Here is a 21,983-nt window from a genome sequence, read left to right on the forward strand (position 1 = left end):
AAAGAGAGCTTAAGTCCATGGCGAAACTGAGTTCGATCAACAAGAACGAGAAGCGCAAGCAGCTGGTGAAGAAGTACGCCAGCAAGTACGCGAAGCTCAAGGCGACGGCGAACGACAAGTCGCTCGACGATACCGAGCGCCTGATTGCGCGTCTGAAGATGGCCGAGATTCCCCGCAATGGGAATCCAACCCGCATCCGCAACCGTTGCGAGATGACCGGCCGTCCGCGCGCTTATTACCGCAAGTTCCGTCTCGCTCGCGTGATGCTCCGCGATCTGGCCAATAAGGGCCTGATCCCCGGCGTCACCAAGTCGAGCTGGTAAGGATAGAGATCGATGGCATTGACCGATCCCCTGGGTGATATGCTCACCCGCATCCGCAACGGCCAGCGTGCGCGCAAGGACTTCGTCCTGACGCCCGCGTCGAAGCTGCGTGCGCGCGTTCTCGATGTGCTCCAGCGCGAAGGCTACATTCGTGGCTATTCGCAGGAGCAGATGGGCCCCGCCGCCGGCATCCGTATCGAACTGAAATATTTCGAGGGCCAGCCTGCGATCAAGCATGTCGCACGCGTCTCGAAGCCGGGCCGCCGCGTCTATTCGGGCAGCCAGGAGCTGCCGCGGGTCCGCAACGGCCTCGGCATCACCATTGTCTCGACGCCTCGCGGCGTTCTGTCGGACGCGGAAGCGCGCGAGCAGAATGTCGGTGGCGAAGTGCTGGCGGAGGTGTTCTGATATGAGCCGCATCGGCAAGAAGCCGGTCTCCGTACCGGCAGGCGTCACCGCTTCGATCGAAGGCCGCGTCATGAGCGTAAAGGGTCCCAAGGGCACCCTGACGTTGCAGATGCGCGACGAGATCAGCTACGAGGTCGAAGGCGACGGCATCACCGTCAAGCCTGCGAACGAGACCAAGCAGGCACGCGCCTTTTGGGGCATGCAGCGCACCCTCGTTCAGAACCTGATCACCGGCGTGACCGAGGGCTTCTCCAAGAAGCTCCTGATCACCGGCGTCGGCTATCGTGCGGCTTCGCAGGGCAAGGTGCTCAAGCTCCAGCTCGGCTATTCGCACGACGTCAATTTCGACATCCCCGAGGGTATCGAGATCAAGACGCCGGATCAGACCACCGTCGAGATCTCCGGCATCGACAAGCAGAAGGTCGGCCAAGTGGCCGCGGAAATTCGTCGCTGGCGCAAGCCCGAGCCGTATAAGGGCAAGGGCATCAAGTACGACGGCGAGTTCATCTTCCGCAAGGAAGGGAAGAAGAAGTAATGACCAAGGGTCTCTCCCTCTTCGCGAAGCGGCGCCGCCGCAATCGCACCTCGCTCAAGGCACGTTCGGGGGGCCGCCCGCGGCTCTCGATCCATCGCTCGGGGCGTCATATCTACGCTCAGGTGATCGACGATGCCGCCGGCAAGACCGTTGCTTCGGCTTCGACGCTCGAGAAGGACGTGCGCGGCCAGGCCGGCGCGACCGTCGCGGCAGCTCAGGAAGTCGGCAAGCGCGTTGCCGAGGCAGCGAAGGCTGCCGGCGTGACGCAGGTCGTCTTCGACCGCGGTGGCTTCCTCTATCATGGCCGCGTCAAGGCGCTGGCCGATGCCGCTCGTGAGAGCGGACTGGAGTTCTAAGAATGGCCGACGAAATCAACACGAACGGCGCTCCGGCCGAGGCGCAGGACGCTGGTCAGCCGGCTCCCGATCAGCAGCAGCCCCGTGGCCGTGGCGGCCCTGGCGGCGGCCGTGGTCGTGGTGGTCCTGGTGGCGGCGGTCAGAACCGTGGCGGCCGTGACAATCGCGGTGGTCGCGACAATCGTGGCCGTGGCGGCCCCGGTTCGGACGATGGCGGCGAAGAGCTGATCGAGAAGCTGGTTCACATCAACCGCGTCTCGAAGACGGTGAAGGGCGGCAAGCGCTTCGGCTTCGCGGCACTCGTCGTCGTCGGCGATGGCAAGGGCCGTGTCGGCTTCGGTCATGGCAAAGCGCGCGAAGTGCCGGAAGCCATTTCGAAGGCGACTGCTGCTGCCAAGAAGACGATGGTCCGCATTCCCCTCAAGGAGGGCCGTACGCTGCATCATGACGGCAACGGCCATTTCGGCGCCGGCAAGGTGACGCTGCGTTCGGCTCCGGCCGGCACCGGCATCATCGCGGGTGGCCCGATGCGTGCCATCTTCGAATCGCTGGGCGTGGCTGACGTCGTGACCAAGTCGGTCGGCACGTCGAACCCCTACAACATGATCCGCGCCACCTTCGAGGCGCTGAACGAGCAGACTTCGCCGAAGTCGGTCGCTCAGCGGCGCGGCAAGAAGATCGCCGACCTGCTCGGCCGGGGTGGTTCCGCAACCGCCGAGGCCGATGCCGCAGCGATCGCGGAGTAAGCGACATGGCAACCATCAAGATCAAGCAGACCGGCTCGCCGATCCGCCGCACCAAGGATCAGCGCGCAACGCTGATCGGCCTGGGCCTGAACAAGATGCATCGCGTCAGCGAGCTCGAGGACAGTCCCGAAGTCCGCGGAATGATCCGCAAGGTGCAGCACATGGTCGAGGTGCAGGGCTAAGCCCTCACTTAACCAGTGACAGACAGAGGGGAGGGGGCTAATGGCCCCCTTCCTATTTTACACCAGTCAACTTTGGCGCGACAAAAGCGAAAGCGAGTGCACGACATGAAATTGAACGATCTCCGCGACAATGAAGGTTCGCGTAAGAGCAAGATGCGCGTCGGACGCGGCATTGGCTCGGGCAAGGGCAAGACCGCAGGCCGCGGCCAGAAGGGCCAGACGAGCCGCTCGGGTGTCTCGATCAACGGCTTCGAAGGCGGCCAGATGCCGCTCCACATGCGTCTGCCTAAGCGCGGCTTCAACAACATCTTCGCCAAGGATTATGCCGAGGTGAACCTAGGCGCGATCCAGAAGGCAGTCGATGCCGGCAAGCTCGATGGCTCGGCGACGATCGATCAGGCAGCGCTCAACGCCGCGGGCCTCACCCGCGGTGGCAAGGACGGCGTGCGCCTCCTCGCCAAGGGTGAATTCTCGGCCAAGCTAGCGTTTGACGTTGCCGGCGCATCGAAGACCGCCAAGGAAGCGGTCGAGAAGGCTGGCGGCTCGGTGAACATTCCTGAGATCGTTCCTGCCGCCGAGAAGCATGCTGCGAAGCATCGTTCGGTGCAGAAGGTCATCGCCGCCAAGAAGGCCGGCGGCAAGCCCGCCTGATTGCTGTTCCCCGGCCGCGCAGGCCGGGGCCAGCATCGGGCCGCTCGACGCTGGATCCCGGAGATACCGGGGGACAAATTGCTCGTCAGGTTAGACAACCGGACGAGCGTGCCTATATGAGCGGCGGGGGCGTGTTCAGCGTCTGCCGCCGTTTCTGTTTCCGGGACCAATAAACTCATGGCATCCGCATCTGATGCGCTCGCATCCAACATCAGCCTGAGCAAATTCGCGCAAGCTACCGATCTCAAGAAGCGTCTGTGGTTTACGCTGGGCGCGCTGATCATCTTTCGCATGCTCAGCTATGTGCCGCTGCCGGGTGTCGATCCCACGCAGCTCAATCTGCTCGCCGAGCAGACCCAGGGCGGCGTGCTCGATTTCTTCAACAATTTCACCGGCGGCGCGCTCAGCCGCATGTCGGTCGTCGCGTTAGGCGTGATGCCTTACATCACGGCCTCGATCGTGGTGCAGCTCGCGACTTCGCTGAGCCCCCAGCTTAACGCCATCAAGAAGGAAGGCGAAAGCGGGCGTAAGCGCCTCAACCAATATACCCGCTACGGCACGGTCGGCCTGACTGCCGTCCAGGGCTATTTCATTGCGGTCGGGCTTGAGAGCTTCGGCGCGACGCAGGGCCTTCAGGCCGTGATCGAGCCCGGAATGCTGTTCCGCGTCGGCGCAGTGATCAGTCTTGTCGGCGGTACCTTGTTCCTGATGTGGATCGGTGAGCAGATCACCAGCCGCGGCATCGGCAACGGCATTTCGCTGATCATCATGGCCGGGATCGTCGCGCGCTTGCCGCAGACGATGGTCCAGCTGTTCGAGAGCGGTCGTCAGGGCACGATTGATCCGCTGCGCTTGATCATGATCCTGATCGGCGTCGTCGGCCTCGTGCTGTTTATCTGCTTCATGGAGCGCGCCCAGCGCCGCATCCTGATCCAATACCCCAAGCGTCAGACGGCGCGTGGGGTCCAGGCCGAGCGCAGCCATCTGCCGCTCAAGCTCAACACTGCGGGCGTGATCCCTCCGATCTTTGCGTCGTCGCTGCTGCTGCTGCCGCTGACGATCACGCAGTTCGCCGGCAACATGACCGCGGGCGAGAGCGCGTGGGGCGATTTCATCATCAGCATGAACACCTGGCTGCGTCACGGTTCCCCGCTGTACATGACGCTCTACGGGCTCGGCATCCTGTTCTTCACCTTCTTCTACACCGCGGTTGTATTCAATCCGGAAGAGACGGCGGAGAATCTCAAGAAATATGGCGGGTTTATCCCGGGCATCCGTCCGGGCAAGCACACCGAGAAATATTTCGATTACGTGCTCAGCCGCATTACTGTGATCGGCGCGATCTATCTAACCTTCATCTGTTTGGTGCCGGAGTATCTGATCGCGAACATGGGCGTGCAGTTCCTGATGGGGGGCACCAGCCTGCTCATTGTCGTCAACGTGACGATGGACACGGTCACGCAGATCCAGTCGCATCTGCTGGCGCATCAGTATGGCGATCTGATCAAGAAGGCGAAGCTCAAGGGCCGCACGCGCTAAGCGCGGCGATATCAAACAGGGAGAGCGTCGCGTGAACATCATCCTGTTGGGCCCGCCGGGCGCAGGCAAGGGTACCCAGGCGAGCCGACTTGAGGCGACGCGCGGCATGGTTCAGCTCTCGACGGGCGACATGCTGCGCGCGGCGGTCAAGGCCGGGACGCCGGTGGGCCTCCAGGCCAAGTCGGTGATGGATTCAGGTGGCCTGGTCTCGGATGAGATCGTCTCGGGCATTATCGGCGAGCGGCTCGACATGCCGGATACGCAGAAGGGTGCGATCTTCGACGGCTATCCGCGTACCGCCGCGCAGGCCGAGGCGCTCGACGCGCTGCTCGTCGAGCGCGGCCGCAAGCTCGACCATGTTATCGAGCTCGCAGTAAACGAAGATGCGCTGGTCGAGCGTATCACCGGCCGTTTTTCATGCGCGCAGTGCGGCGCGAATTATCACGACACGTTTAAGCAGCCGAAGGCCGCGGACACCTGCGATGTTTGCGGTGAGCACGAATTCAAGCGCCGCCCCGACGACAACGAAGCCACCGTCCGCACCCGGATGGAGGAATATCGCGCCAAGACCGCGCCGATCCTGCCGATCTACGACGCCCGCGGTCTCGTCCACCGCATCGACGGCATGGCCGACATGGACCATGTCACCGCCGCGATCGAGGCGATTCTCGATGGGCGCTGATCTGCAATAAAGCGGACATCGGCGCTAACCCGCGTTTAAGCCGGGCATGGCAAATTGCGCGCTATGTCTATGAAGAGAAGCTTGCTGACCGCTGCATCGCTGACGGGCCTGTCCCGGCTCGCCCGTCAGGCGACGGCGCGGCAGCTCCGCATTCTCTGCTATCATGGGCTTTGGCTCGGCGCCGACAAACCCTTCGGAAACTGCCTGTTTATGCGTCCCGAGATGTTCGAGAGCCGCATGGCGCGGCTCCGTAAATCGGGTCGTCCAATACTCGGGCTGGGTGAGGCAGTGGAACGGCTCGCCGCCAATGATCTTCCGGCAGCGGCGGTCGTCATCACGATCGATGACCGACGGGCATCGACGCAATCGCATTCGCCTTGAAGCGCCGCGTCGCGCCGCTGCCGCGTCGAGCATGCTGCTCTGCGCCGTTTGACGTGTCGCCGGTGCTTTCCTGAAACGAGATGCCGTCTGAGAGCGGCGCTTGGCGACGGAAGCATCATGGTGTATGCATCCGGTCCCGACGAAAGCAACCCGCAGCGCTTGACAGTGCCTATGCGGCTGCATATGTCGCGCATCTTCCGAAACAGCGGTTTCACCGGCAGCGCTTTAACGCGCATGCCGCGCAACTGCATTTTCGGAGCAACGCTGAGAGATGGGGTGCGCGCTGCCATGCAGCACCCTGTGGAGCTGGGAGAAATGCATCATGGCACGTATTGCGGGGGTTAATATCCCGACTAATAAGCGCGTGGTTATCGCGCTTCAGTATATTCACGGTATCGGGCCGGCCAAGGCCAAGGAAATCACCGAGAAACTCGGCATCGCCGTCGAGCGTCGCGTGCAGGACCTTTCGGACCAGGAAGTGCTCCAGATCCGCGAGACCATCGACGCAGGCTATGCCGTGGAAGGCGATCTTCGCCGCGAAGTCGCCATGAACATCAAGCGCCTGATGGACCTCGCTTGCTATCGCGGTCTTCGTCATCGCAAGGGCCTCCCGGTCCGTGGCCAGCGCACGCATACCAATGCGCGCACCCGCAAGGGCAAAGCCAAGCCGATCGCCGGCAAGAAGAAGTAAGGGAGCGCTGAGATATGGCACAGGCACCACAGCGCATTAAGCGGCGCGAGCGCAAGAACATCACTTCGGGCGTCGCCCATGTGAATGCGAGCTTCAACAACACGATGATCACGATCACCGATGCCCAGGGCAACGCGATCAGCTGGTCTTCGGCCGGCATGATGGGCTTCAAGGGCTCGCGCAAGTCGACTCCGTATGCGGCGCAGGTCGCAGCGGAAGACGCGGGCAAGAAGGCCGCCGAGCACGGCGTCCGCACCCTCGAGGTCGAAGTCAAGGGTCCGGGTTCGGGCCGCGAGAGCGCACTTCGCGCCCTCCAGGCGGTCGGCTTCCAGATCACGTCGATCCGCGACGTGACTCCGATCCCGCACAATGGCGTCCGCCCTTCCAAGCGTCGCCGCGTCTGATTTGCCATTCTGTCCGGCTACCGGACCCGGGTGCGGGTTCGGGGCCGGACAGCGATTTACTGGCGAGGCAAGCACCAGCCCCGCCCAAATACGAGGAAGCCCATGTCGGTGAACCCTAAGAACTGGCAGGAACTCAAGAAGCCCAACGGCCTCGACAAGAAGCCCAGTGGCGATCCCAAGCGCAAGTCGACCTTCGTCGCCGAGCCGCTCGAGCGTGGCTTCGGCCTGACGCTCGGCAACGCGCTGCGCCGCGTTCTGCTGTCGTCGCTCCAGGGCGCCGCAGTCACGTCGATCAAGATCGAGAACGTCCTGCACGAATTCTCGAGCCTTGCCGGCGTGCGCGAAGACGTGACGGACATCGTCCTCAACGTGAAGCAGATCGCGATCCGCATGCAGGGCGAAGGCCCCAAGCGGCTCCAGCTTTCGGCAACCGGCCCGGCTGAAGTCAAGGCCGGCGACATCGCCGTCTCGGGCGACATCGAAGTGATGAACCCCGAGCTGGTGATCTGCCATCTCGACGACGGCGCGACGCTCAACATGGAGCTGACCGCGGACACCGGTAAGGGCTATGTCCCGGCCGCGTCCAACCGTCCGGCGGATGCGCCGATCGGCCTGATCCCGGTCGATGCTTTGTACAGCCCGGTCCGCCAGGTTTCGTACAAGGTGGAAAACACCCGCGTCGGCCAGGAGCTCGATTACGACAAGCTCACGCTGACCGTCGAGACCGACGGCACGATCACCCCGGAAGACGGCCTAGCTTACGCGGCGCGCATCCTCCAGGACCAGCTCGCGCTGTTCGTCCACTTCGACGATTCGGCAGTTACCCGCTCGGCTCCGATCGGCATGGCGGCTCCGGCTGCAGGCACCGAGGCCGCGGGCGGCGCTGGCGACACGGCGCAGATCAACCGTTACCTTCTCAAGAAGGTCGACGAGCTGGAATTGTCGGTGCGTTCGGCAAACTGCCTGAAGAACGACAACATCATCTATATCGGTGACTTGGTCCAGAAGACCGAAGCCGAGATGCTGCGCACCCCGAACTTCGGCCGCAAGTCGCTCAACGAGATCAAGGAAGTGCTTTCGAGCATGGGCCTGCGCCTCGGGATGGAAATCCCGGGCTGGCCGCCCGAGAACATCGAAGAGATGGCGAAGAAGCTCGAGCAGGAGATTATGGGCTGAGCTGCACAGGATTAGCGACGCTAATCCTGAGACAGCGACAGCCCGGCCGGCGGGGCAACGCCCCGACCGACGACGGACCCCGGCTTTTGCCGGGGTGCGGCGGGGACCGGTAGAAGAACGAGGAAGGGCCGTCCCGGGAGGGGCGGCCTTTTTTGGGTTAGGCTAAGGAAAGTCATGACCGTTCTTGGGCCGTTAGTCGAAGGTCGGCTTCGCGTTTGGGCAGCGTCGGGAGCGGACACTGGCGAAGTCCACCCCGCAACAAAATGGACAATTTTGTTGCATGAAATCGTTTAGATTCAGTACTTTAATTTAATGAGCGCCGTCTCAGCTACGCAACTCTTGGTCGGCTTGCCTCGGAATCAGAAAACGTTGGTTATTCTAATACGATGCGGAGGAGCATGTGGCCTATCCAGCTGATTACGCTAATCGGTAGGCAATAAGCGATGAACGTCAGCAACACTGCGAATCGCGAACGCCAAGGATTGCGGAAAGGGCTAACAGCAAAGCGCACATGGGATCGGGAAAAACGACGCCACGATCCCTCCATCTTCTTCAGTGGTGCTAGAAGACGCTGTTCGGATATCAACCACTGATAGAGCACGAGCATACCAATTACGGTGAATACCGGCAGCGCGTAGGGATAGCCCGCGAGGAAATCCGCTACCGGCCCGGCCCAGATCGACGCTTCCCCTTCCTTGGGATGGTTGGCGATGGCGTTGGTAGCGAGGATAGATGACATACCGACGGCCACCACCGATCCGGCCATTGCCGCCTTTAGACCGAGGTCCCAACTGTGCCGGTCGAGCATGATCCGCACCGATTCGCGGAACGCCTTGAAATCGTAGCGGTGAAAGTCAGAAACCTTCACAAATTGGTTAAGTTTGCCGCGCTTGCGCACCAGCCCGGCCAGCACCGATTGAAAACTCTCGGCATAGGCTATGATACCCAAGGCGTTGCGAAGACGCTCGCGCTGACCGCGGCGTACGAGCTCCTCAATCGAGCGTGACAATCCCCACAGCGTTTCCCGCTGCCATTTCAACTCGGTCAGCGATGGATCGTCCTGGCCTTCTGTCAATTCATCGGTAACGGCTGTCTGGTCGGGATCACCGATCACAAGCGGCACCATCTGGTCCGAGCTTCCAGCGTGGTGGACGTGGAAGTGAGTCACGTCCTTAATGAAATAGAACGCTTGACGCAGCAACGTATGCGACCTGGGGATTTCCTGTCCGCCAACATATTGATCGTCGCGCTGCACCGGATTCAGCAGGTCGCCGTTTTCATCCTTGGGTTCAAGCTTCAGAATCTCTCTGTCATCGAGCCAGAGATGAACCTCGCCCGTGCGGAACAAGGCGAATTGAACCTCAATTTTATCGAGGTGATGCTCGCCTAGCTCTTTGATTTTCTTCTCAAGCTCGCCAAACACCGCTGGCTGGTCCGGCCTCCGGTGGGATCGCAGAATATGGCGAATTTCGCCGCAGATGCGCTTGCGCTCGACATCTCTCGGACCGCGGGAAAACACGCTTTTCACGGCCGCGAACCTATCGTTCAAACGGCCCTGATAGGGGATATAGAGAATGCGCCCGCGTAGCATCCCCTGCTGGTCGAGAACGTCATGCGGATGCCGGCGGTCGGTTTCGTATCGAGCGGGTTGCGTCGTGCCGTCGATTAGCCAGTGATGCCGAGCACTCCGCATGAGCTTGCGGAACAGCCAAGGTATGTCCTGCGAGGTTCGATTTTGGAAGACCGCGACTTGCCGCTTCGATCGGATATTCGGACTGTCGGCAACCGGCATCGAAGCCGAATAGCGCGAACAGGTCGGGCTAACTCCGGATCCGATAAGACTGAAAGAAAGATGGCCGTCCGCGCTGGGTATCCAGCCGGTACCATGCAGCGTGGTCTCCGCCCATGGGGGAGCCTTTGCCAAAATGCCCTCTGACACTGAACGGTCAGTACATTTCGGCGCTGATGGTCCGGGTTTGTTGGATATCTACGCTGCCGCCTTTGCCGATTCCCAGCAGACCTTCCTGAGTGGCTGCAGACGAACTGGCTGGCTGGCGCTGCAATGATCCTGTCCAGAATTCGGTAGGGCCGAAGCCAGCGCGATCGATTTCGTCGGCTACATCTGTACCGTCACCGATTACTCGCAACGCGCCGACTAGAAATGTCGTTAGTAAGAGCGCACACAAAGCACACCCGACAGTTGCCAAAAGAACCTGCATTCAATCTTCCAATCGTTTCCGGAAACCGGACGTTCTGGAGGAAGCCCCCCCGAGACTCGTGCCGAAGTAACCTTCGACTATCAAGCCGCGACCAGCGCGCATTGGACAGAATCTGCTGGGCCGCGCAAGGGGGTATCCTCTTTCATCCGCTTTTTGTTCCCTATATGTACCTTTCAATCACTCTTTTCAAGTCAGGCGCAGACTACGCGCCGGTGGTAAACCGGTTCCTAAAACAGATGCATTTTGGCGATGGCCGGCCCTAACACGTAAAATTTTGCGCATTCGTAGCGCTACAATTAGGTGCTGAAAGAGGAGTCGCCGGGGCGTCATGGGATCGGCCGGTAGGAGTCTGCCAATCGAGTATGCATAACAGCGCTCGGAATGGAGAATCTATTCGCGCAACCCTATTGCCCATTTTGTTGCACGATCGCGTCTTGGAGCGAAGGTCCGGTTTCAGGACTCGTGGGCGTGGCGCTGTACGTCCGGGATTGGGCGCAAAGCTGTCGCAGCCCTCACGGAAGCAAATAATTCCGGTCGGCTCTCGGCTTTGCCGAGCCCGGCCGGCCTGGTGCGTTTTGCTTCCAGCTGCGCCGGGCGCGTGCGCAATTTCCTTGACATCGTCACGCTAATCTGGTACAAAACGGGAACGATAGCCGTCCCGCGCCTCCCTGGCGCCGGGCGGTTTTTTCGTTTCGGGAGGGTGCGATGGCGAAGGCGAAGGACGAGGCGAAGCAGCAGGTGATCCGGCAGGCGAAGAACGGCAATACCAAGGTGATCCGCACCAAGGGCAAGCGCTGGTCGCAGGAGGCCGAGGCGGTGTTTCTCGAGGAATTGGGGGCGACGTGCAACTTCACTTCGGCGGCGGAGGCGGCGGGGTTTTCGACGGTGGCGATCTATAACCGGCGCAAGAAATGGCCGGCGTTTCGCGAGGCGTGCGACGCGGCGATCGACCAAGGCTATGCGCGGATCGAGGCGATGCTGATCGAGAATGCGACCGACAGCCTGGCCGGCGCCGCGATCCCGGAGGAGCGGCCGGTGCCGCGGATGACGATCGCCGATGCGCTCAACGTGTTGCGGCTGCACCGCGCCACGGTGCGCGGGGGCTGCCGCAGCGTTATGACGCGCGGGCCAGGGCGCCGGACTGGGATCAGGCGCGCGCGAGCATCCTGCGCAAGATCGATGCGATCGTGAAGGCCGATGCGCGCAAGGCCGCGAAGGCTGAGGCGGAGGGGGAGACCGCGGCGGGGGGAGCGGCTGGGGCAAAAGGGGAGGAGCGGGCATGACGATCGTGATGCCACAGATGCTGGGGCTGGATGCGCGGCAGCGCGCGCGGCTGATGCGGGCGCTGAACGAGGACGAGGCGGGGGCGTGGAACGCGGCCTGGGAGGAGTGGGCGCATGACGGGCAGCGCGAGCCCGTGGGCGACTGGCGGACCTGGGTGATGATGGCGGGGCGCGGCTTCGGCAAGACGCGGGCGGGGGCGGAATGGGTGCACGCGCTGGTGCGGGGGGCGCGGGAGCCGCTGAGCATCGCGCTGGTGGCGGCGACGGTGGACGAGGCGCGACGGGTGATGATCGAGGGGCCTTCGGGCATTCTGGCGGTGACGCGGCATGCGAGCGAGCGGCCGGTGTTCGAGCCTAGCCTTGGGCGGGTGACGTTTCCGGATCAGTCGGTGGCGACCTTGTTTTCGGGGGCGAACCCGGAGGGCTTGCGCGGGCCGCAGCATGACTTTGCGTGGTGCGACGAATTGGCCAAGTGGCGGCATCCGGAGGGGACGTGGGACATGCTCCAGCTGGGGCTGCGGGTGGGGGAGCGGCCGCGGGCGCTGGTGACGACGACGCCGCGGGCGGGTTCGGCGGCGCTGTTGCGGATCCTGGCGGGGAAAGGCGTGGTGCTGACGGGCGGGTCGACGGGGAGCAATGTGCATCTGCCCGAAGCGTTTTTGGAGGCGATCGAGGCGGCCTATGGCGGGAGTGCGCTGGGGCGGCAGGAGATCGAGGGCGTGTTTGCCGCGGAAGTGGCGGGGAGCCTGTGGCCCGCGGCGCTGATCGCGGCGTGCCGTGGGGAGGCGCCGGGGGAGGAGGGACTGCGGCGGGTGGTGATCGGTGTCGATCCGCCGGGGAGCGCGGGCGGGACTTGCGGGATCGTGGCGTGCGGAGTGGACGCGGCGGGGGTGGCGCATGTGCTGGCGGACCATTCGGCGGGCGGGCTCTCGCCCGAGGGCTGGGCGGCGAAGGTGGCGGGGGCGGCGGCGGCGCATGGCGCGGACCGGGTGATCGCCGAGAAGAACCAGGGCGGGGACATGGTGATGAGCGTGCTCAAGGCCGCCGGGCGCGCGCTGCCGGTGCGGCTGGTGAGCGCATCGCGGGGCAAGGCGGCGCGGGCCGAGCCGATCGCGGCATTGTTCGAGAGCGGACAGGCGCGGCTGGCGGGGCGCTTTGCCGAGCTCGAGGCGGAGCTGGCCGGACTGGTGGCGGGCGGGGGCTATGCCGGGCCGGGCAAATCGCCGGACCGGGCCGACGCGATGGTCTGGGCGATGTGGGCGCTGATGATCGAGCGGCGGGGCGAGCCGGGGGTGAGAATTCCTTGACTTTGCGCGGGGAATCGGGTTGGAGCCGCGCTCGGTATTTGGCGGCGACCGTTAACGCTGCCTGGTCTGGGGTACCTCATACGGCCCCTTAACGAACGAAGGAATGACACATGCGCCATCGCGTAGGCGGCCGTAAGCTTCAGCGTACCTCGGCCCACCGCCTTGCCCTGTTCCGCAACATGAGCGCCGCGCTCATCAAGCACGAGCAGATCACCACCACCGTCGCCAAGGCCAAGGAGCTTCGCCCGTATGTGGAGAAGCTGATCACGCTCGCCAAGAAGGGCGGCCTTTCGAACCGCCGCCTGGCGCATGCGCGGTTGCTCGACGATACGCAGCTGATCAAGCTGTTCGACACGCTGGCGACGCGCTACGCGGACCGCAACGGTGGCTATACCCGCATCATCAAGGCCGGCATCCGCGCATCGGACGCATCGCCGATGGCGATCATCGAGTTCGTCGACCGCGACGTTTCGGCCAAGGGCCAGGATTCGGGCCCGGTCATGAACGACGACGACTTCGCCGACGCCGCGTAAAACCCCTCACCGGGTTGCGAAACAGGAAGGGCCGGGCCATTTGGCACCGGCCTTTTCTGTATCTGGAGCACCTGCGTGACCGATCCGATCCATTACCCCGAAACCCGCCGCGAAGATCTGGTGGAGCAATTGTTCGGGGTGGAGGTCGCCGATCCCTATCGCTGGCTCGAGGGGGATGTCCGTAGCGACCAAGAAGTCGCGGACTGGGTCGCGCGGCAGAATGCCGTGACCGGCGCCTATCTGGAGACGCTGCCGGCGCGCAACTGGTTCCGCAGCCGGATAAAGCAGCTGTTCGATTATGAGCGCTTCGGGCTGCCCGAGAAGAAGGGCAGCCGCTATTTCTACATGCACAATTCGGGGCTGCAGCAACAGGCGGTGCTGTTCGTCCGCGAGGGGCTGGACGGGGCGGCGCGGGTGCTGATCGACCCGAACGGCTGGTCCGCGGACGGGGCGACGGCGCTTTCCGAATGGAGCCCTTCCGAGGACGGCTCGCACCTGCTCTACGCAGTGCAGGACGGCGGCAGCGACTGGCGCACCGCCAAGGTGCTCGACGTGGCCACCGGCCGCGACACCGGCGACGTGATCGAGGGGATGAAGTTCACCCTCGCCGCGGTGTGGAGCAAGGACGGCAGCGGCTTCTTCTATTCGCGCTACCCGCAGGTGGCCGAGGGCGAGAAATTCCAGGCGCTCAACGAGAACCACAAAATCTATTTCCACCGGCTCGGCAATCCGCAATCGGCGGACCGATTGGTCTATGAAACCCCCGCGCATCCGAGCCACAGCCATTATGCCCAGATCACCGATGACGGGAACTGGCTGGCGATCACCACCAGCGAAGGCACCGACGACCGCTACCAGATCACGCTGATCGATTTGCGCGAGCCCGCCTGGCCGGCGCGGACGATCGTGCACGGGCTCAACCATCATTGGAGCCTGGCGGGCAACACCGGCACGCGCTTCTATTGGACTACCAACAGCCATGCGCCGCGGATGCGGATCGTGACGATGGACGTGGCGACCGGCGAGCACCCCGAGGCGCACGAACTGGTGCCCGAGGACAAGGCGACGCTGGAGGGCGCGGCAATCATCGGCCACATTCTGATCGCTTCCTACCTGGTCGATGCGCGCACCGAGATCCGCCGCTTCGCACTGGACGGCAAGCCGCTTGGCGCAGTCGCGCTGCCGGGCATCGGCACCGCATCCGGTTTCGGTGGGCATGCAGACGATCCCGAGACCTTCTTCGCCTTTACCAGCTTCAACGAGCCGACGACGATCTACCGCCACAATGTCGCGACCGGCGAAAGCACGCCCTGGGCCGCGCCGAAGCTGCTCTTCGATCCGGCGGAATATAGCGTCGAGCAGCGTTTCTATGCCTCGAAGGACGGCACCCGCGTGCCGATGTTCGTGGTGCGCCGCAAGGATGTGCACGGCCCCGCGCCGACCTTGCTCTATGCCTATGGCGGGTTCGGCATTTCGGTGACGCCGGCCTTCGCCTCTTCGCGGATCGCGTGGATGGAGCAGGGCGGCGTGCTCGCGGTCGCCAACATTCGCGGCGGCGGCGAATATGGCAAGGCGTGGCACGATGGCGGGCGGCTGGCGAACAAGCAGAACAGCTTCGACGATTTCATCGCGGCGGGGGAGTATCTGCTGCGCGAGGGGATTACCGGGCAGGGCCAGCTGGCGATCCAGGGCGGGTCGAATGGTGGGCTGCTGGTCGGCGCAGTCGTCAACCAGCGCCCGGACCTGTTTGCGGCGGCGCTTCCCGCAGTGGGGGTAATGGACATGCTGCGCTTCGATCGCTGGACCGCGGGGCGCTATTGGGTCGACGATTACGGCAAGCCGGGCGAGGCGGCGGACTTCGCGAATTTGCGGGGCTATTCGCCGTACCACAATGTGCGCGACGGGGCGGACTATCCGGCGATCCTGGTGACGACCGCCGACACCGACGACCGCGTCGTGCCGGGGCACAGCTTCAAATATGCGGCGGCGATCCAGGCGGCGGCGGTGGGGGACAAGCCGCATCTGATCCGCATCGAGACGCGCGCCGGGCATGGATCGGGCAAGCCGACGGACAAGGTGATCGAGGAGGCGGCGGATTTGTGGGCGTTCGCCGCGGCGTGGACTGGGTTGGAGATCAAGGCGCGATAATTCCTCTCTCGCTTTGCGAGAGTGAATGTTGGGGCGCTGCTCGTGCGATTTCGAACGACTGGGGGGCTCTCCGCCAGCGATTTGCTTGGGGCACGCCCCCTCCACCAGCCTACGGCCGGCCCCCCTCCCCGTGCCGGGGAGGACCGTATTCGTCGCATTTTCGTCGCGGACCGCGCTCGGTTCATCGCCGCGACAGCCGCGCGCCCATAATCTCGTTTCACATAAGAAACGGGGAGGAGCAGTCATGAATATCCTGAAACTGACCGGCGGCGCGGCCGCAGTGATCGCGACCATGGGCCTGGCAGTGCCTGCCGAAGCGCAGCGCTATCGCGGCGGGGACCGCGGGCACCACGGCAAGCGTCATCATCGTGGCGGCGAGAAGGTCGATGCCGGTGGGCTGATCCTGGGGGCGCTGCTGGTCGGCGGGATTCTCGCGCTCGGCAATTCGGAAAAGAAGCGCCGCGAGCGCGCCGAGGCCTATGAGGCCGATTACGACGCCACCGCGCCCGAGACCGGCTCACCGGTTGCCGAAATGCCGGCGCCCAACGCGGCCGAATATGACGGGCTGTACGATGTCGAAGCCGCGGGCGACCGCTGCGCCTCCGAGGCCGAGACGTTGGCGCAGAATTATGCGCGGCTGACGCGGGTTTCGGGGATCAGCAGCACGACCTGGAGCTTCGGCAAATGGATCGTGAAGGGCAAGGTGCAGCTGGCCGACAGCGAAGACGATGCCGCCCCGCGCACGCACAAGTTCCGCTGCGCGCTCAAGGCCGGCACCGCGCCGCAGGTGACGTTCGAGGGGCTCTGATACGATCGGCGGCGGGCGGCCCCAAGCGGCCAGGCCGCTGCCGACCCATTAGCAGTCGTTCCAGCAATCATAGTTCCGAGATGATTTTAGCGATCAGGGGATCGGTAAATTGCTCGACGGGGTTATCGCTCTTATCCTCCCGCCGATGAAACTCGCCTGCATCGAACGCGCCGTAAACCTCCTCAAATCTCGTCGGCCACACTTCCTGTCCGACATCGACGTGCCGCCCTATGAGAACTCCCCACAGGTCGTTCACTATCTGATCGCAGAACTCGAATGTTAGCTTCCCGGCATGATATAATTTGGCCAGTTCAATGCCGCTTTGATCCAGAGAGCTAGCGAAATCGCCGACAGATTGAGCACGTAGCAAGTCGAACGCGCTGTCAGTTAAGACTGGCCCGCCCTGCTCGTTCCATCGAGCGGCGATTTCTTCGAAAGGGATTATCATCGAGCCATCATAAGCGACCGACTTCCGCTTTCCACCCAATTTCGGCCGGTCCCGCGCTGGTGCGGTCCGCCTGACAGCGGTCGGTCAGCTAACGACCCACTTGCAGACGTTGACGCCCAGTGCCAGTTTCGGGCGATGGGCATCGCAAAACTCATAAGCTACCTGATGCCACGCCGACCGACGACCGAGGCGCGGGCAGTTCGAGCGATGGAGCGTTGTGGAATATGCCCCGACGCAATCGCATGGCGGGTTAGCACGGACGGAGCTTTTGCATTTGGCCGGAAATCGGCTGAGGATGCTGGCCTAAGCGGTGCGCAGTTTAATTGCCTTATGGAGTGGACCCGCAAAGAGCGCGTCAAAACGGGCTTCATTGGGTGGGTATCTGGCGAAAGCTGACGTTCTTCTTTCCACCCACTACCCGCCGTTCGTTGCCCAATGTCGAAACGCTTTTAGCAGGGAGAGTAAATGGAGCGGTCCGCCAGCACCGTTGAAGACGTTGCCTTCGGTCCAACACGTCCACCAGTCGGTTTCATGATCGAGATTATGAGCGACGCGATCAAGTCTACGGCCGTCGCAATCCGTGCCAACTAGGTCGATCTTTAACGACCAGCCCGGATTGTCGATGGTGTCTATCTGCACGCCCGATTGGTGTTCCCAATCGCCATCGCACTGCGCTTCATACCAATTTTGCAGCCACTCAAGAATATCCATCGGCCAAGGCTATCAAGATCACACGCAACCTGCAAAGCAACGGCAGCTATCCACCCAACTTCTGCCGTTCCGGGATCACGATGCGGACACCGGAAGCGGACAGACCGCTACCGACCCAGTTGCGGATTTCCTTCGTGTCAGGCAACACATGGCAATGCCAAAGAGCCCTAAGACACCTCAGGAGAAGAAAGAGCTGAGCCTGCGGAAGGATCGACGGCAGTCCTATTTCGCGAGTGGTCAGAAGGGCGCGCGAAAGGCCGTGCCTTTGCGGAAGAGACTAGAGAACCGCCGTATCCGGCATAAGACAGATCAGGCGCTTGAAGTCGCCCTCTCTACTGATGATCTGGCGCTCGACTTGGCTGAAAGCTCGGCCCGTAACGATGTTCATCGCGCTGGCGGGTGGCGGAAGGGCGCAGACCGACCGTTGGGCGAAGCAATAGCGCTCCAGCAGGAGAAGCGTGAGTATCGCTTCGGTCGCAAAGATCGGGCAAAGGCGGAGCGGAGCTAGGTCAGCTTCCCACCCAATTCCCGCCGCTCAAACGTTGACCCCGCCTATCCAGTAGCGGTCGGGCCGCTGACGACCCATTTGCTGTCGTCCCGTAAGCCTGACAGTAAGGCTGCATGCCGACCCTGTTTGTTGAAGCCGACGAACCGCTGCTGGTTTTCCCCTCGGTAGAAGCGGCTGAGCGATACCTCGAAGCGGAAGACGTGCGTCGGGGCACTTATCCTCGGGCGTTCGGTCCACTGGGCGAGCAGTTTTCGATAATGACGAGTGGCAAAGCGGTCATCATTACATCGCTCGACGCCCCTTTGGACGAAGACGGGCTGAAGGCGCTGCTGAGACGGTCTTTAGCTGTTGTGGGCGAACCAGTTTCGGAGGCTGAGCAACTACCTGATCTTGTAGCCGCAGCAGAGGCGTTCTGGCATGAGCGCGACCCGATAGGCGACCGCTTCTCAAAGCCTATACCGTGGTGGGGCTGCTTAATCATCGTCGCCTGTCTAGGCGCACTAGCGGCGTGGATTTGGCAATAGCTGCCATTCCGCTTTCCACCCATTCGCTGCCGTTCCAGCGCCGATAGCCGCGTGCCAAAAGCTGCCGGTCTGCTACCGACCCAATTTGCTCTCGTTCCATTATAGTCGTTCTGAAGCCGCTGCCGCCACGAAGGCGACGGCGTCTGCGCTAAGTTTCCGGCGCACATCCCGCGGACAGCGCGCGTTGCACGCAACGGTATGACGCACGCTCGCATCGCCATCGTGGGCGAGGAGTGCAAATAGCGGTTCGTCAAGTTTACGCTTTGCCCCCACTGCCGAGCGAACCTCCGCGTCTGGGTCGGTCGCGAGGATTCTAAGGACGGGTAACGACACTTGCTTATTATGAGCTACCCAGGGACGCATCTCTGGAAACCGCGCGATCACGTCGAGCCACACGGCGTCGGCGGCGGCTTCATGCGCCGCCCGTCGGTAATCCTCGGGTTTCTCGCTCGTCCGAAGACGAACGAATTCTTCAGCGGTTTCCAACATCCACCCTGCTTATCACAAAGCGGCAGCTAACCACCCATTCGCTGCCGTTCCAGCGCCGATAGCCGCGTGCCAAAAGCTGCCGGTCTGCTTCCGACCCACTTGCGGACATCGAGCAGGTGTCAGATGTTCTGCAGGTGAAGGCTTATTCGATCTCGCCGACGTTCGATTTCTCTGACGAGAGCGACGCCCGCTTGCCAATTTACACTTTAATCGTTGCGGCGCTGATCGTCGAACGGCTGCGAGCGGGAGGTGACAGTTTTCACTATGTGGTAGATTGGCGTGATCCCGGAGCGCCGCCGTGGCAGGGCTGGACCGAAGGACTCGCCGAGCCGCACGTAATAGCCCTGAGCGAAACGGACACCCTCACAGAGGTAGTGCGACTTTCGATTGATCCATTTGTGCCCGGCGGCGCGTCGGTCATCCGATCAATTGCCACATGTCGCGCGGTGACATTCGGTTATGATGGCAATGCCTTCCTCTGCTTAAGGCATGAGGATGATCCACCAATCGCGCTCGATAGCAATTTCGTGTCGATCGATGAGCGGTCTGACCTCCTCGCGGAGTCAGACTATTTTGATGGTTGGGTCTCGGGCAACGACGAACCGCTGGACGGCAGCTAACCACCCAATATCGGCCGTTCCCGCGATAGCGGCGCCCCCGGTTCCCGACCGGCTGCTAACGACTCATTTGCGGTCACCATCGCCCTGCGCCATCATAACGGAATGGGACGGCGTCCTGACCGCTACGACTATGGCTTCCAAGTGCTGGGAGGTGTCCTCACCTACCTGTTTCTTTTATTTGCAAGCCAGCGGGGGTGGTCGTGGCTATTTTCCATTGGCGCACTGATCGCGTTCTCCATTCCCGCCGGCTTGGCTCTGGGGTGGCTAAAGTCACGACTACAGGCACGGATACGGAACTGCAGCTAACCAGCCAGTTCTCGCTGTTCGCGCTGCCGTAGCAGGCATCAGAAGCCACGGGGTCGGCAACCGACCCACTTGTGGACGCTGATTGCACGACTATTGTCGTGAAATGGAAGGCATGTTTCTTTTAGACGCGGCAGATGCCCTCGTTCGCTATGTCCACGAAAAGTTCGGACGGGCAGCCGCATGGTTGGTCGCTGCGTTGATGTTAGTCGGCCTGCCTGTGGCAGTGTTTTTTGCCATCATATGGTGGTTCGCCTGACCGTTGAGCGCGCTCGTTGTAGCATGAGCGTGCACGGTGGCATTTTTTCAACACGCCTTGGCGAGGTCCGCTATCCACCCAATTGCGGACGCGATGCCTCTTGCCATGCAAGTCGGCTGCGAGCATCGCCTAGATCTGCGCGCTGATGCACTTCCCATGCGGCGCGGTTCTGCTAAGCGCGCTGGGCATGGACCATCATGCAGACTCGATCCTGATCGTTGATTTCGGGAGCCAGGTGACTCAGCTCATCGCCCGCCGGGTGCGCGAGGCGGGGGTTTATAGTGAGATCGCTCCGTTCACGACTGCCGCCGAAGCCTTTGCGCGGATGCAACCGAAAGGCATCATTCTCTCCGGATCGCCGGCTTCGGTGCTCGATGCGGGGAGCCCGCGGGTGCCGCAGGAGATCTTCGATTCGGGGCTGCCGATCCTGGGCATCTGCTATGGCCAGCAAGTGATGATGGAGCAGCTTGGCGGCACGGTGCAGCTGGGCGACAGCGGTGAATTCGGCAGCGCGTTCATCGATATCGAGGACAGCTGCGTGCTGTTCGACGGGCTTTGGGCCGAGGGCGAGCGGCATCAGGTGTGGATGAGCCATGGCGACAAGGTCACCGAGCTGGCGCCCGGCTTCCGTCCAGTCGCGGTGAGCCCAGGATCGCCTTATGCGGTGATCGCCGACGATGCGCGGCGCTATTATGCCACACAGTTCCACATGGAAGTGGTGCACACCCCCGATGGCGCGCGGCTGCTCGCCAATTTCGTGCGGCATGTCTGCGGGCTGCATGGCGACTGGACGATGGCCGAGTTCCGCGCCGCCAAGATTGCCGAGATCCGCGAGCAGGTTGGCGACGGCCGGGTGATTTGCGGGCTTTCGGGGGGGGTCGACAGCGCGGTGGCGGCAGTGCTGATCCATGAAGCGATCGGCAGTCAGCTGACTTGCGTGTTCGTCGATCACGGGCTGATGCGCTCGGGCGAGGCCGACCAGGTCGTCTCGCTGTTCCGCGGCCACTACAATATCCCGCTGGTCCATGTGAATGCCGAGACGCTGTTCCTGGGCGGGCTGGCCGGGCTGACCGACCCCGAGGCCAAGCGCAAGTTCATCGGCAAGACCTTTATCGAAGTGTTCGAGGACGAGGCGAAGAAGATCGGCGGGGCGGATTTCCTGGCGCAGGGGACGCTGTATCCCGACGTGATCGAGAGCGTGAGCTTCACCGGCGGGCCATCGGTGACGATCAAGAGCCACCACAATGTTGGCGGCTTGCCCGAGCGGATGAACATGAAGCTGGTCGAGCCGCTGCGGGAGCTGTTCAAGGACGAAGTGCGGGCGCTTGGGCGCGAGCTGGGGCTGCCGGACATCTTCGTCGGGCGGCATCCGTTTCCGGGGCCGGGGCTGGCGATCCGCATTCCGGGCGAGGTTACCAAGGAGCGCTGCGATATCCTGCGCAAGGCCGATGCGATTTATCTGGAAGAGATTCGCAATGCCGGGCTGTATGACGCGATCTGGCAGGCATTTGCGGTGCTGCTGCCGGTGCGCACCGTTGGCGTGATGGGCGACGGGCGGACATATGATTACGTGCTGGCGCTGCGGGCAGTGACTTCGACCGACGGGATGACGGCGGTGGCGTTCGAATATCCCGGCGGCTTCCTGCCGCGGGTGGCGACGCGGATCGTCAACGAGGTCCGGGGTGTCAACCGGGTGACCTATGATTATACCTCGAAGCCGCCGGGGACCATCGAATGGGAGTGACGGGG

Annotated in this window: 26 protein-coding genes; 22 read left to right on the forward strand and 4 right to left on the reverse strand. The window is 62.7% G+C overall.

Going from position 1 to position 21,983, the window contains the following annotated elements:
• Nucleotides 1-17 precede the first annotated feature (17 nt).
• From rpsN to ACZZZM_RS08810, 13 genes are all read left to right on the forward strand, one after another.
• A complete protein-coding gene (gene rpsN / locus ACZZZM_RS08750) occupies nt 18-323 on the forward strand; it encodes a 30S ribosomal protein S14 (protein WP_463594717.1) in 306 nt (101 codons plus the stop codon).
• 12 nt (nt 324-335) lie between these two features.
• The gene (rpsH, locus tag ACZZZM_RS08755; protein ID WP_463594718.1) at nt 336-731 is read left to right on the forward strand and encodes a 30S ribosomal protein S8; all 396 of its coding nucleotides are present in this window, start codon (nt 336-338) and stop codon (nt 729-731) included.
• A gap of 1 nt (nt 732) precedes the next feature.
• Nucleotides 733-1,266, forward strand: a complete 534-nt coding sequence (gene rplF / locus ACZZZM_RS08760) for a 50S ribosomal protein L6 (RefSeq protein ID WP_463594719.1) — start codon at nt 733-735, stop codon at nt 1,264-1,266.
• The gene (gene rplR / locus ACZZZM_RS08765) at nt 1,266-1,622 is read left to right on the forward strand and encodes a 50S ribosomal protein L18 (RefSeq protein ID WP_463594720.1); all 357 of its coding nucleotides are present in this window, start codon (nt 1,266-1,268) and stop codon (nt 1,620-1,622) included. Before rplF ends, rplR begins: the two co-directional genes overlap by 1 nt.
• 2 nt (nt 1,623-1,624) lie before the next feature.
• Complete coding sequence (gene rpsE / locus ACZZZM_RS08770) at nt 1,625-2,368, forward strand: 30S ribosomal protein S5 (RefSeq protein ID WP_463594721.1); 744 nt, start codon at nt 1,625-1,627, stop codon at nt 2,366-2,368.
• 5 nt (nt 2,369-2,373) lie between these two features.
• Complete coding sequence (rpmD, locus tag ACZZZM_RS08775) at nt 2,374-2,550, forward strand: 50S ribosomal protein L30 (protein WP_112381138.1); 177 nt, start codon at nt 2,374-2,376, stop codon at nt 2,548-2,550.
• Nucleotides 2,551-2,655: 105 nt separating this feature from the next.
• Nucleotides 2,656-3,201 (forward strand): 50S ribosomal protein L15, encoded by a 546-nt coding sequence (gene rplO, locus ACZZZM_RS08780; protein WP_463594722.1) that lies wholly within the window; start codon nt 2,656-2,658, stop codon nt 3,199-3,201.
• Nucleotides 3,202-3,378: 177 nt separating this feature from the next.
• Nucleotides 3,379-4,740 (forward strand): preprotein translocase subunit SecY, encoded by a 1,362-nt coding sequence (gene secY / locus ACZZZM_RS08785; protein ID WP_463594723.1) that lies wholly within the window; start codon nt 3,379-3,381, stop codon nt 4,738-4,740.
• A 31-nt stretch (nt 4,741-4,771) separates the two neighbouring features.
• Nucleotides 4,772-5,422, forward strand: coding sequence for an adenylate kinase (locus tag ACZZZM_RS08790; protein WP_463594724.1), 651 nt, complete (start codon nt 4,772-4,774; stop codon nt 5,420-5,422).
• Between the two features lie 69 nt (nt 5,423-5,491).
• On the forward strand, nt 5,492-5,803 hold the full coding sequence (locus ACZZZM_RS08795) for a hypothetical protein (RefSeq protein WP_463594725.1): 312 nt from the start codon (nt 5,492-5,494) through the stop codon (nt 5,801-5,803).
• Nucleotides 5,804-6,125: 322 nt separating this feature from the next.
• On the forward strand, nt 6,126-6,494 hold the full coding sequence (gene rpsM, locus ACZZZM_RS08800) for a 30S ribosomal protein S13 (protein WP_463594726.1): 369 nt from the start codon (nt 6,126-6,128) through the stop codon (nt 6,492-6,494).
• A 14-nt stretch (nt 6,495-6,508) separates the two neighbouring features.
• Nucleotides 6,509-6,898 carry a 30S ribosomal protein S11 gene (rpsK, locus tag ACZZZM_RS08805; RefSeq protein ID WP_463594727.1) on the forward strand — a complete coding sequence of 130 codons (390 nt, stop codon included), beginning with the start codon at nt 6,509-6,511 and terminating at the stop codon, nt 6,896-6,898.
• Nucleotides 6,899-7,000: 102 nt separating this feature from the next.
• Nucleotides 7,001-8,074, forward strand: coding sequence for a DNA-directed RNA polymerase subunit alpha (locus ACZZZM_RS08810; protein WP_463594728.1), 1,074 nt, complete (start codon nt 7,001-7,003; stop codon nt 8,072-8,074).
• 373 nt (nt 8,075-8,447) lie between these two features.
• Here the strand turns inward: ACZZZM_RS08810 and ACZZZM_RS08815 are convergent, their stop codons facing one another.
• Both ACZZZM_RS08815 and ACZZZM_RS08820 read right to left on the reverse strand, forming a co-directional pair.
• Nucleotides 8,448-9,866 (reverse strand): hypothetical protein, encoded by a 1,419-nt coding sequence (locus ACZZZM_RS08815; RefSeq protein ID WP_463594729.1) that lies wholly within the window; start codon nt 9,864-9,866, stop codon nt 8,448-8,450.
• Nucleotides 9,867-10,020: 154 nt separating this feature from the next.
• The gene (locus ACZZZM_RS08820) at nt 10,021-10,293 is read right to left on the reverse strand and encodes a hypothetical protein (protein WP_463594730.1); all 273 of its coding nucleotides are present in this window, start codon (nt 10,291-10,293) and stop codon (nt 10,021-10,023) included.
• 705 nt (nt 10,294-10,998) lie between these two features.
• Here ACZZZM_RS08820 and ACZZZM_RS08825 point away from each other — a divergent pair.
• From ACZZZM_RS08825 to ACZZZM_RS08845, 5 genes are all read left to right on the forward strand, one after another.
• A complete protein-coding gene (locus tag ACZZZM_RS08825) occupies nt 10,999-11,484 on the forward strand; it encodes a hypothetical protein (RefSeq protein ID WP_463594731.1) in 486 nt (161 codons plus the stop codon).
• Between the two features lie 88 nt (nt 11,485-11,572).
• Nucleotides 11,573-12,883 (forward strand): DNA-packaging protein, encoded by a 1,311-nt coding sequence (locus ACZZZM_RS08830; protein ID WP_463594732.1) that lies wholly within the window; start codon nt 11,573-11,575, stop codon nt 12,881-12,883.
• 110 nt (nt 12,884-12,993) lie between these two features.
• The gene (gene rplQ / locus ACZZZM_RS08835; RefSeq protein ID WP_463594733.1) at nt 12,994-13,416 is read left to right on the forward strand and encodes a 50S ribosomal protein L17; all 423 of its coding nucleotides are present in this window, start codon (nt 12,994-12,996) and stop codon (nt 13,414-13,416) included.
• A 75-nt stretch (nt 13,417-13,491) separates the two neighbouring features.
• Nucleotides 13,492-15,564, forward strand: coding sequence for a prolyl oligopeptidase family serine peptidase (locus tag ACZZZM_RS08840; protein WP_463594734.1), 2,073 nt, complete (start codon nt 13,492-13,494; stop codon nt 15,562-15,564).
• A 244-nt stretch (nt 15,565-15,808) separates the two neighbouring features.
• Nucleotides 15,809-16,372, forward strand: coding sequence for a hypothetical protein (locus tag ACZZZM_RS08845; protein WP_463594735.1), 564 nt, complete (start codon nt 15,809-15,811; stop codon nt 16,370-16,372).
• 67 nt (nt 16,373-16,439) lie between these two features.
• Here the strand turns inward: ACZZZM_RS08845 and ACZZZM_RS08850 are convergent, their stop codons facing one another.
• Nucleotides 16,440-16,820, reverse strand: coding sequence for a hypothetical protein (locus ACZZZM_RS08850; RefSeq protein ID WP_463594736.1), 381 nt, complete (start codon nt 16,818-16,820; stop codon nt 16,440-16,442).
• 414 nt (nt 16,821-17,234) lie between these two features.
• The gene (locus tag ACZZZM_RS08855; protein WP_463594737.1) at nt 17,235-17,531 is read right to left on the reverse strand and encodes an immunity 53 family protein; all 297 of its coding nucleotides are present in this window, start codon (nt 17,529-17,531) and stop codon (nt 17,235-17,237) included.
• A 621-nt stretch (nt 17,532-18,152) separates the two neighbouring features.
• Between ACZZZM_RS08855 and ACZZZM_RS08860 the strand changes: the two genes are divergently transcribed.
• The 4 genes from ACZZZM_RS08860 to guaA all read left to right on the forward strand — a co-directional run bounded on the left by ACZZZM_RS08860 (nt 18,153) and on the right by guaA (nt 21,978).
• Nucleotides 18,153-18,563 (forward strand): hypothetical protein, encoded by a 411-nt coding sequence (locus tag ACZZZM_RS08860; RefSeq protein ID WP_463594738.1) that lies wholly within the window; start codon nt 18,153-18,155, stop codon nt 18,561-18,563.
• 623 nt (nt 18,564-19,186) lie between these two features.
• On the forward strand, nt 19,187-19,672 hold the full coding sequence (locus ACZZZM_RS08865) for a hypothetical protein (RefSeq protein ID WP_463594739.1): 486 nt from the start codon (nt 19,187-19,189) through the stop codon (nt 19,670-19,672).
• 409 nt (nt 19,673-20,081) lie between these two features.
• On the forward strand, nt 20,082-20,234 hold the full coding sequence (locus tag ACZZZM_RS08870) for a hypothetical protein (RefSeq protein ID WP_463594740.1): 153 nt from the start codon (nt 20,082-20,084) through the stop codon (nt 20,232-20,234).
• A 187-nt stretch (nt 20,235-20,421) separates the two neighbouring features.
• Nucleotides 20,422-21,978 carry a glutamine-hydrolyzing GMP synthase gene (gene guaA, locus ACZZZM_RS08875; RefSeq protein WP_463594741.1) on the forward strand — a complete coding sequence of 519 codons (1,557 nt, stop codon included), beginning with the start codon at nt 20,422-20,424 and terminating at the stop codon, nt 21,976-21,978.
• Nucleotides 21,979-21,983: the final 5 nt, after the last annotated feature.

Source organism: Sphingomonas sp. AC522, assembly GCF_979258125.1.

Coding starts and splice junctions, on each gene's coding strand:
- rpsN (WP_463594717.1), top strand. CDS start 18: ATGGCGAAACTGAGTTCGATCAACAAGAACGAGAAGCGCAAGCAGCTG.
- rpsH (WP_463594718.1), top strand. CDS start 336: ATGGCATTGACCGATCCCCTGGGTGATATGCTCACCCGCATCCGCAAC.
- rplF (WP_463594719.1), top strand. CDS start 733: ATGAGCCGCATCGGCAAGAAGCCGGTCTCCGTACCGGCAGGCGTCACC.
- rplR (WP_463594720.1), top strand. CDS start 1,266: ATGACCAAGGGTCTCTCCCTCTTCGCGAAGCGGCGCCGCCGCAATCGC.
- rpsE (WP_463594721.1), top strand. CDS start 1,625: ATGGCCGACGAAATCAACACGAACGGCGCTCCGGCCGAGGCGCAGGAC.
- rpmD (WP_112381138.1), top strand. CDS start 2,374: ATGGCAACCATCAAGATCAAGCAGACCGGCTCGCCGATCCGCCGCACC.
- rplO (WP_463594722.1), top strand. CDS start 2,656: ATGAAATTGAACGATCTCCGCGACAATGAAGGTTCGCGTAAGAGCAAG.
- secY (WP_463594723.1), top strand. CDS start 3,379: ATGGCATCCGCATCTGATGCGCTCGCATCCAACATCAGCCTGAGCAAA.
- ACZZZM_RS08795 (WP_463594725.1), top strand. CDS start 5,492: ATGAAGAGAAGCTTGCTGACCGCTGCATCGCTGACGGGCCTGTCCCGG.
- rpsM (WP_463594726.1), top strand. CDS start 6,126: ATGGCACGTATTGCGGGGGTTAATATCCCGACTAATAAGCGCGTGGTT.
- rpsK (WP_463594727.1), top strand. CDS start 6,509: ATGGCACAGGCACCACAGCGCATTAAGCGGCGCGAGCGCAAGAACATC.
- ACZZZM_RS08810 (WP_463594728.1), top strand. CDS start 7,001: ATGTCGGTGAACCCTAAGAACTGGCAGGAACTCAAGAAGCCCAACGGC.
- ACZZZM_RS08815 (WP_463594729.1), bottom strand. CDS start 9,866: ATGCCGGTTGCCGACAGTCCGAATATCCGATCGAAGCGGCAAGTCGCG.
- ACZZZM_RS08820 (WP_463594730.1), bottom strand. CDS start 10,293: ATGCAGGTTCTTTTGGCAACTGTCGGGTGTGCTTTGTGTGCGCTCTTA.
- ACZZZM_RS08825 (WP_463594731.1), top strand. CDS start 10,999: ATGGCGAAGGCGAAGGACGAGGCGAAGCAGCAGGTGATCCGGCAGGCG.
- ACZZZM_RS08830 (WP_463594732.1), top strand. CDS start 11,573: ATGACGATCGTGATGCCACAGATGCTGGGGCTGGATGCGCGGCAGCGC.
- rplQ (WP_463594733.1), top strand. CDS start 12,994: ATGCGCCATCGCGTAGGCGGCCGTAAGCTTCAGCGTACCTCGGCCCAC.
- ACZZZM_RS08845 (WP_463594735.1), top strand. CDS start 15,809: ATGAATATCCTGAAACTGACCGGCGGCGCGGCCGCAGTGATCGCGACC.
- ACZZZM_RS08850 (WP_463594736.1), bottom strand. CDS start 16,820: ATGATAATCCCTTTCGAAGAAATCGCCGCTCGATGGAACGAGCAGGGC.
- ACZZZM_RS08855 (WP_463594737.1), bottom strand. CDS start 17,531: ATGGATATTCTTGAGTGGCTGCAAAATTGGTATGAAGCGCAGTGCGAT.
- ACZZZM_RS08860 (WP_463594738.1), top strand. CDS start 18,153: ATGCCGACCCTGTTTGTTGAAGCCGACGAACCGCTGCTGGTTTTCCCC.
- ACZZZM_RS08870 (WP_463594740.1), top strand. CDS start 20,082: ATGGAAGGCATGTTTCTTTTAGACGCGGCAGATGCCCTCGTTCGCTAT.
- guaA (WP_463594741.1), top strand. CDS start 20,422: ATGGACCATCATGCAGACTCGATCCTGATCGTTGATTTCGGGAGCCAG.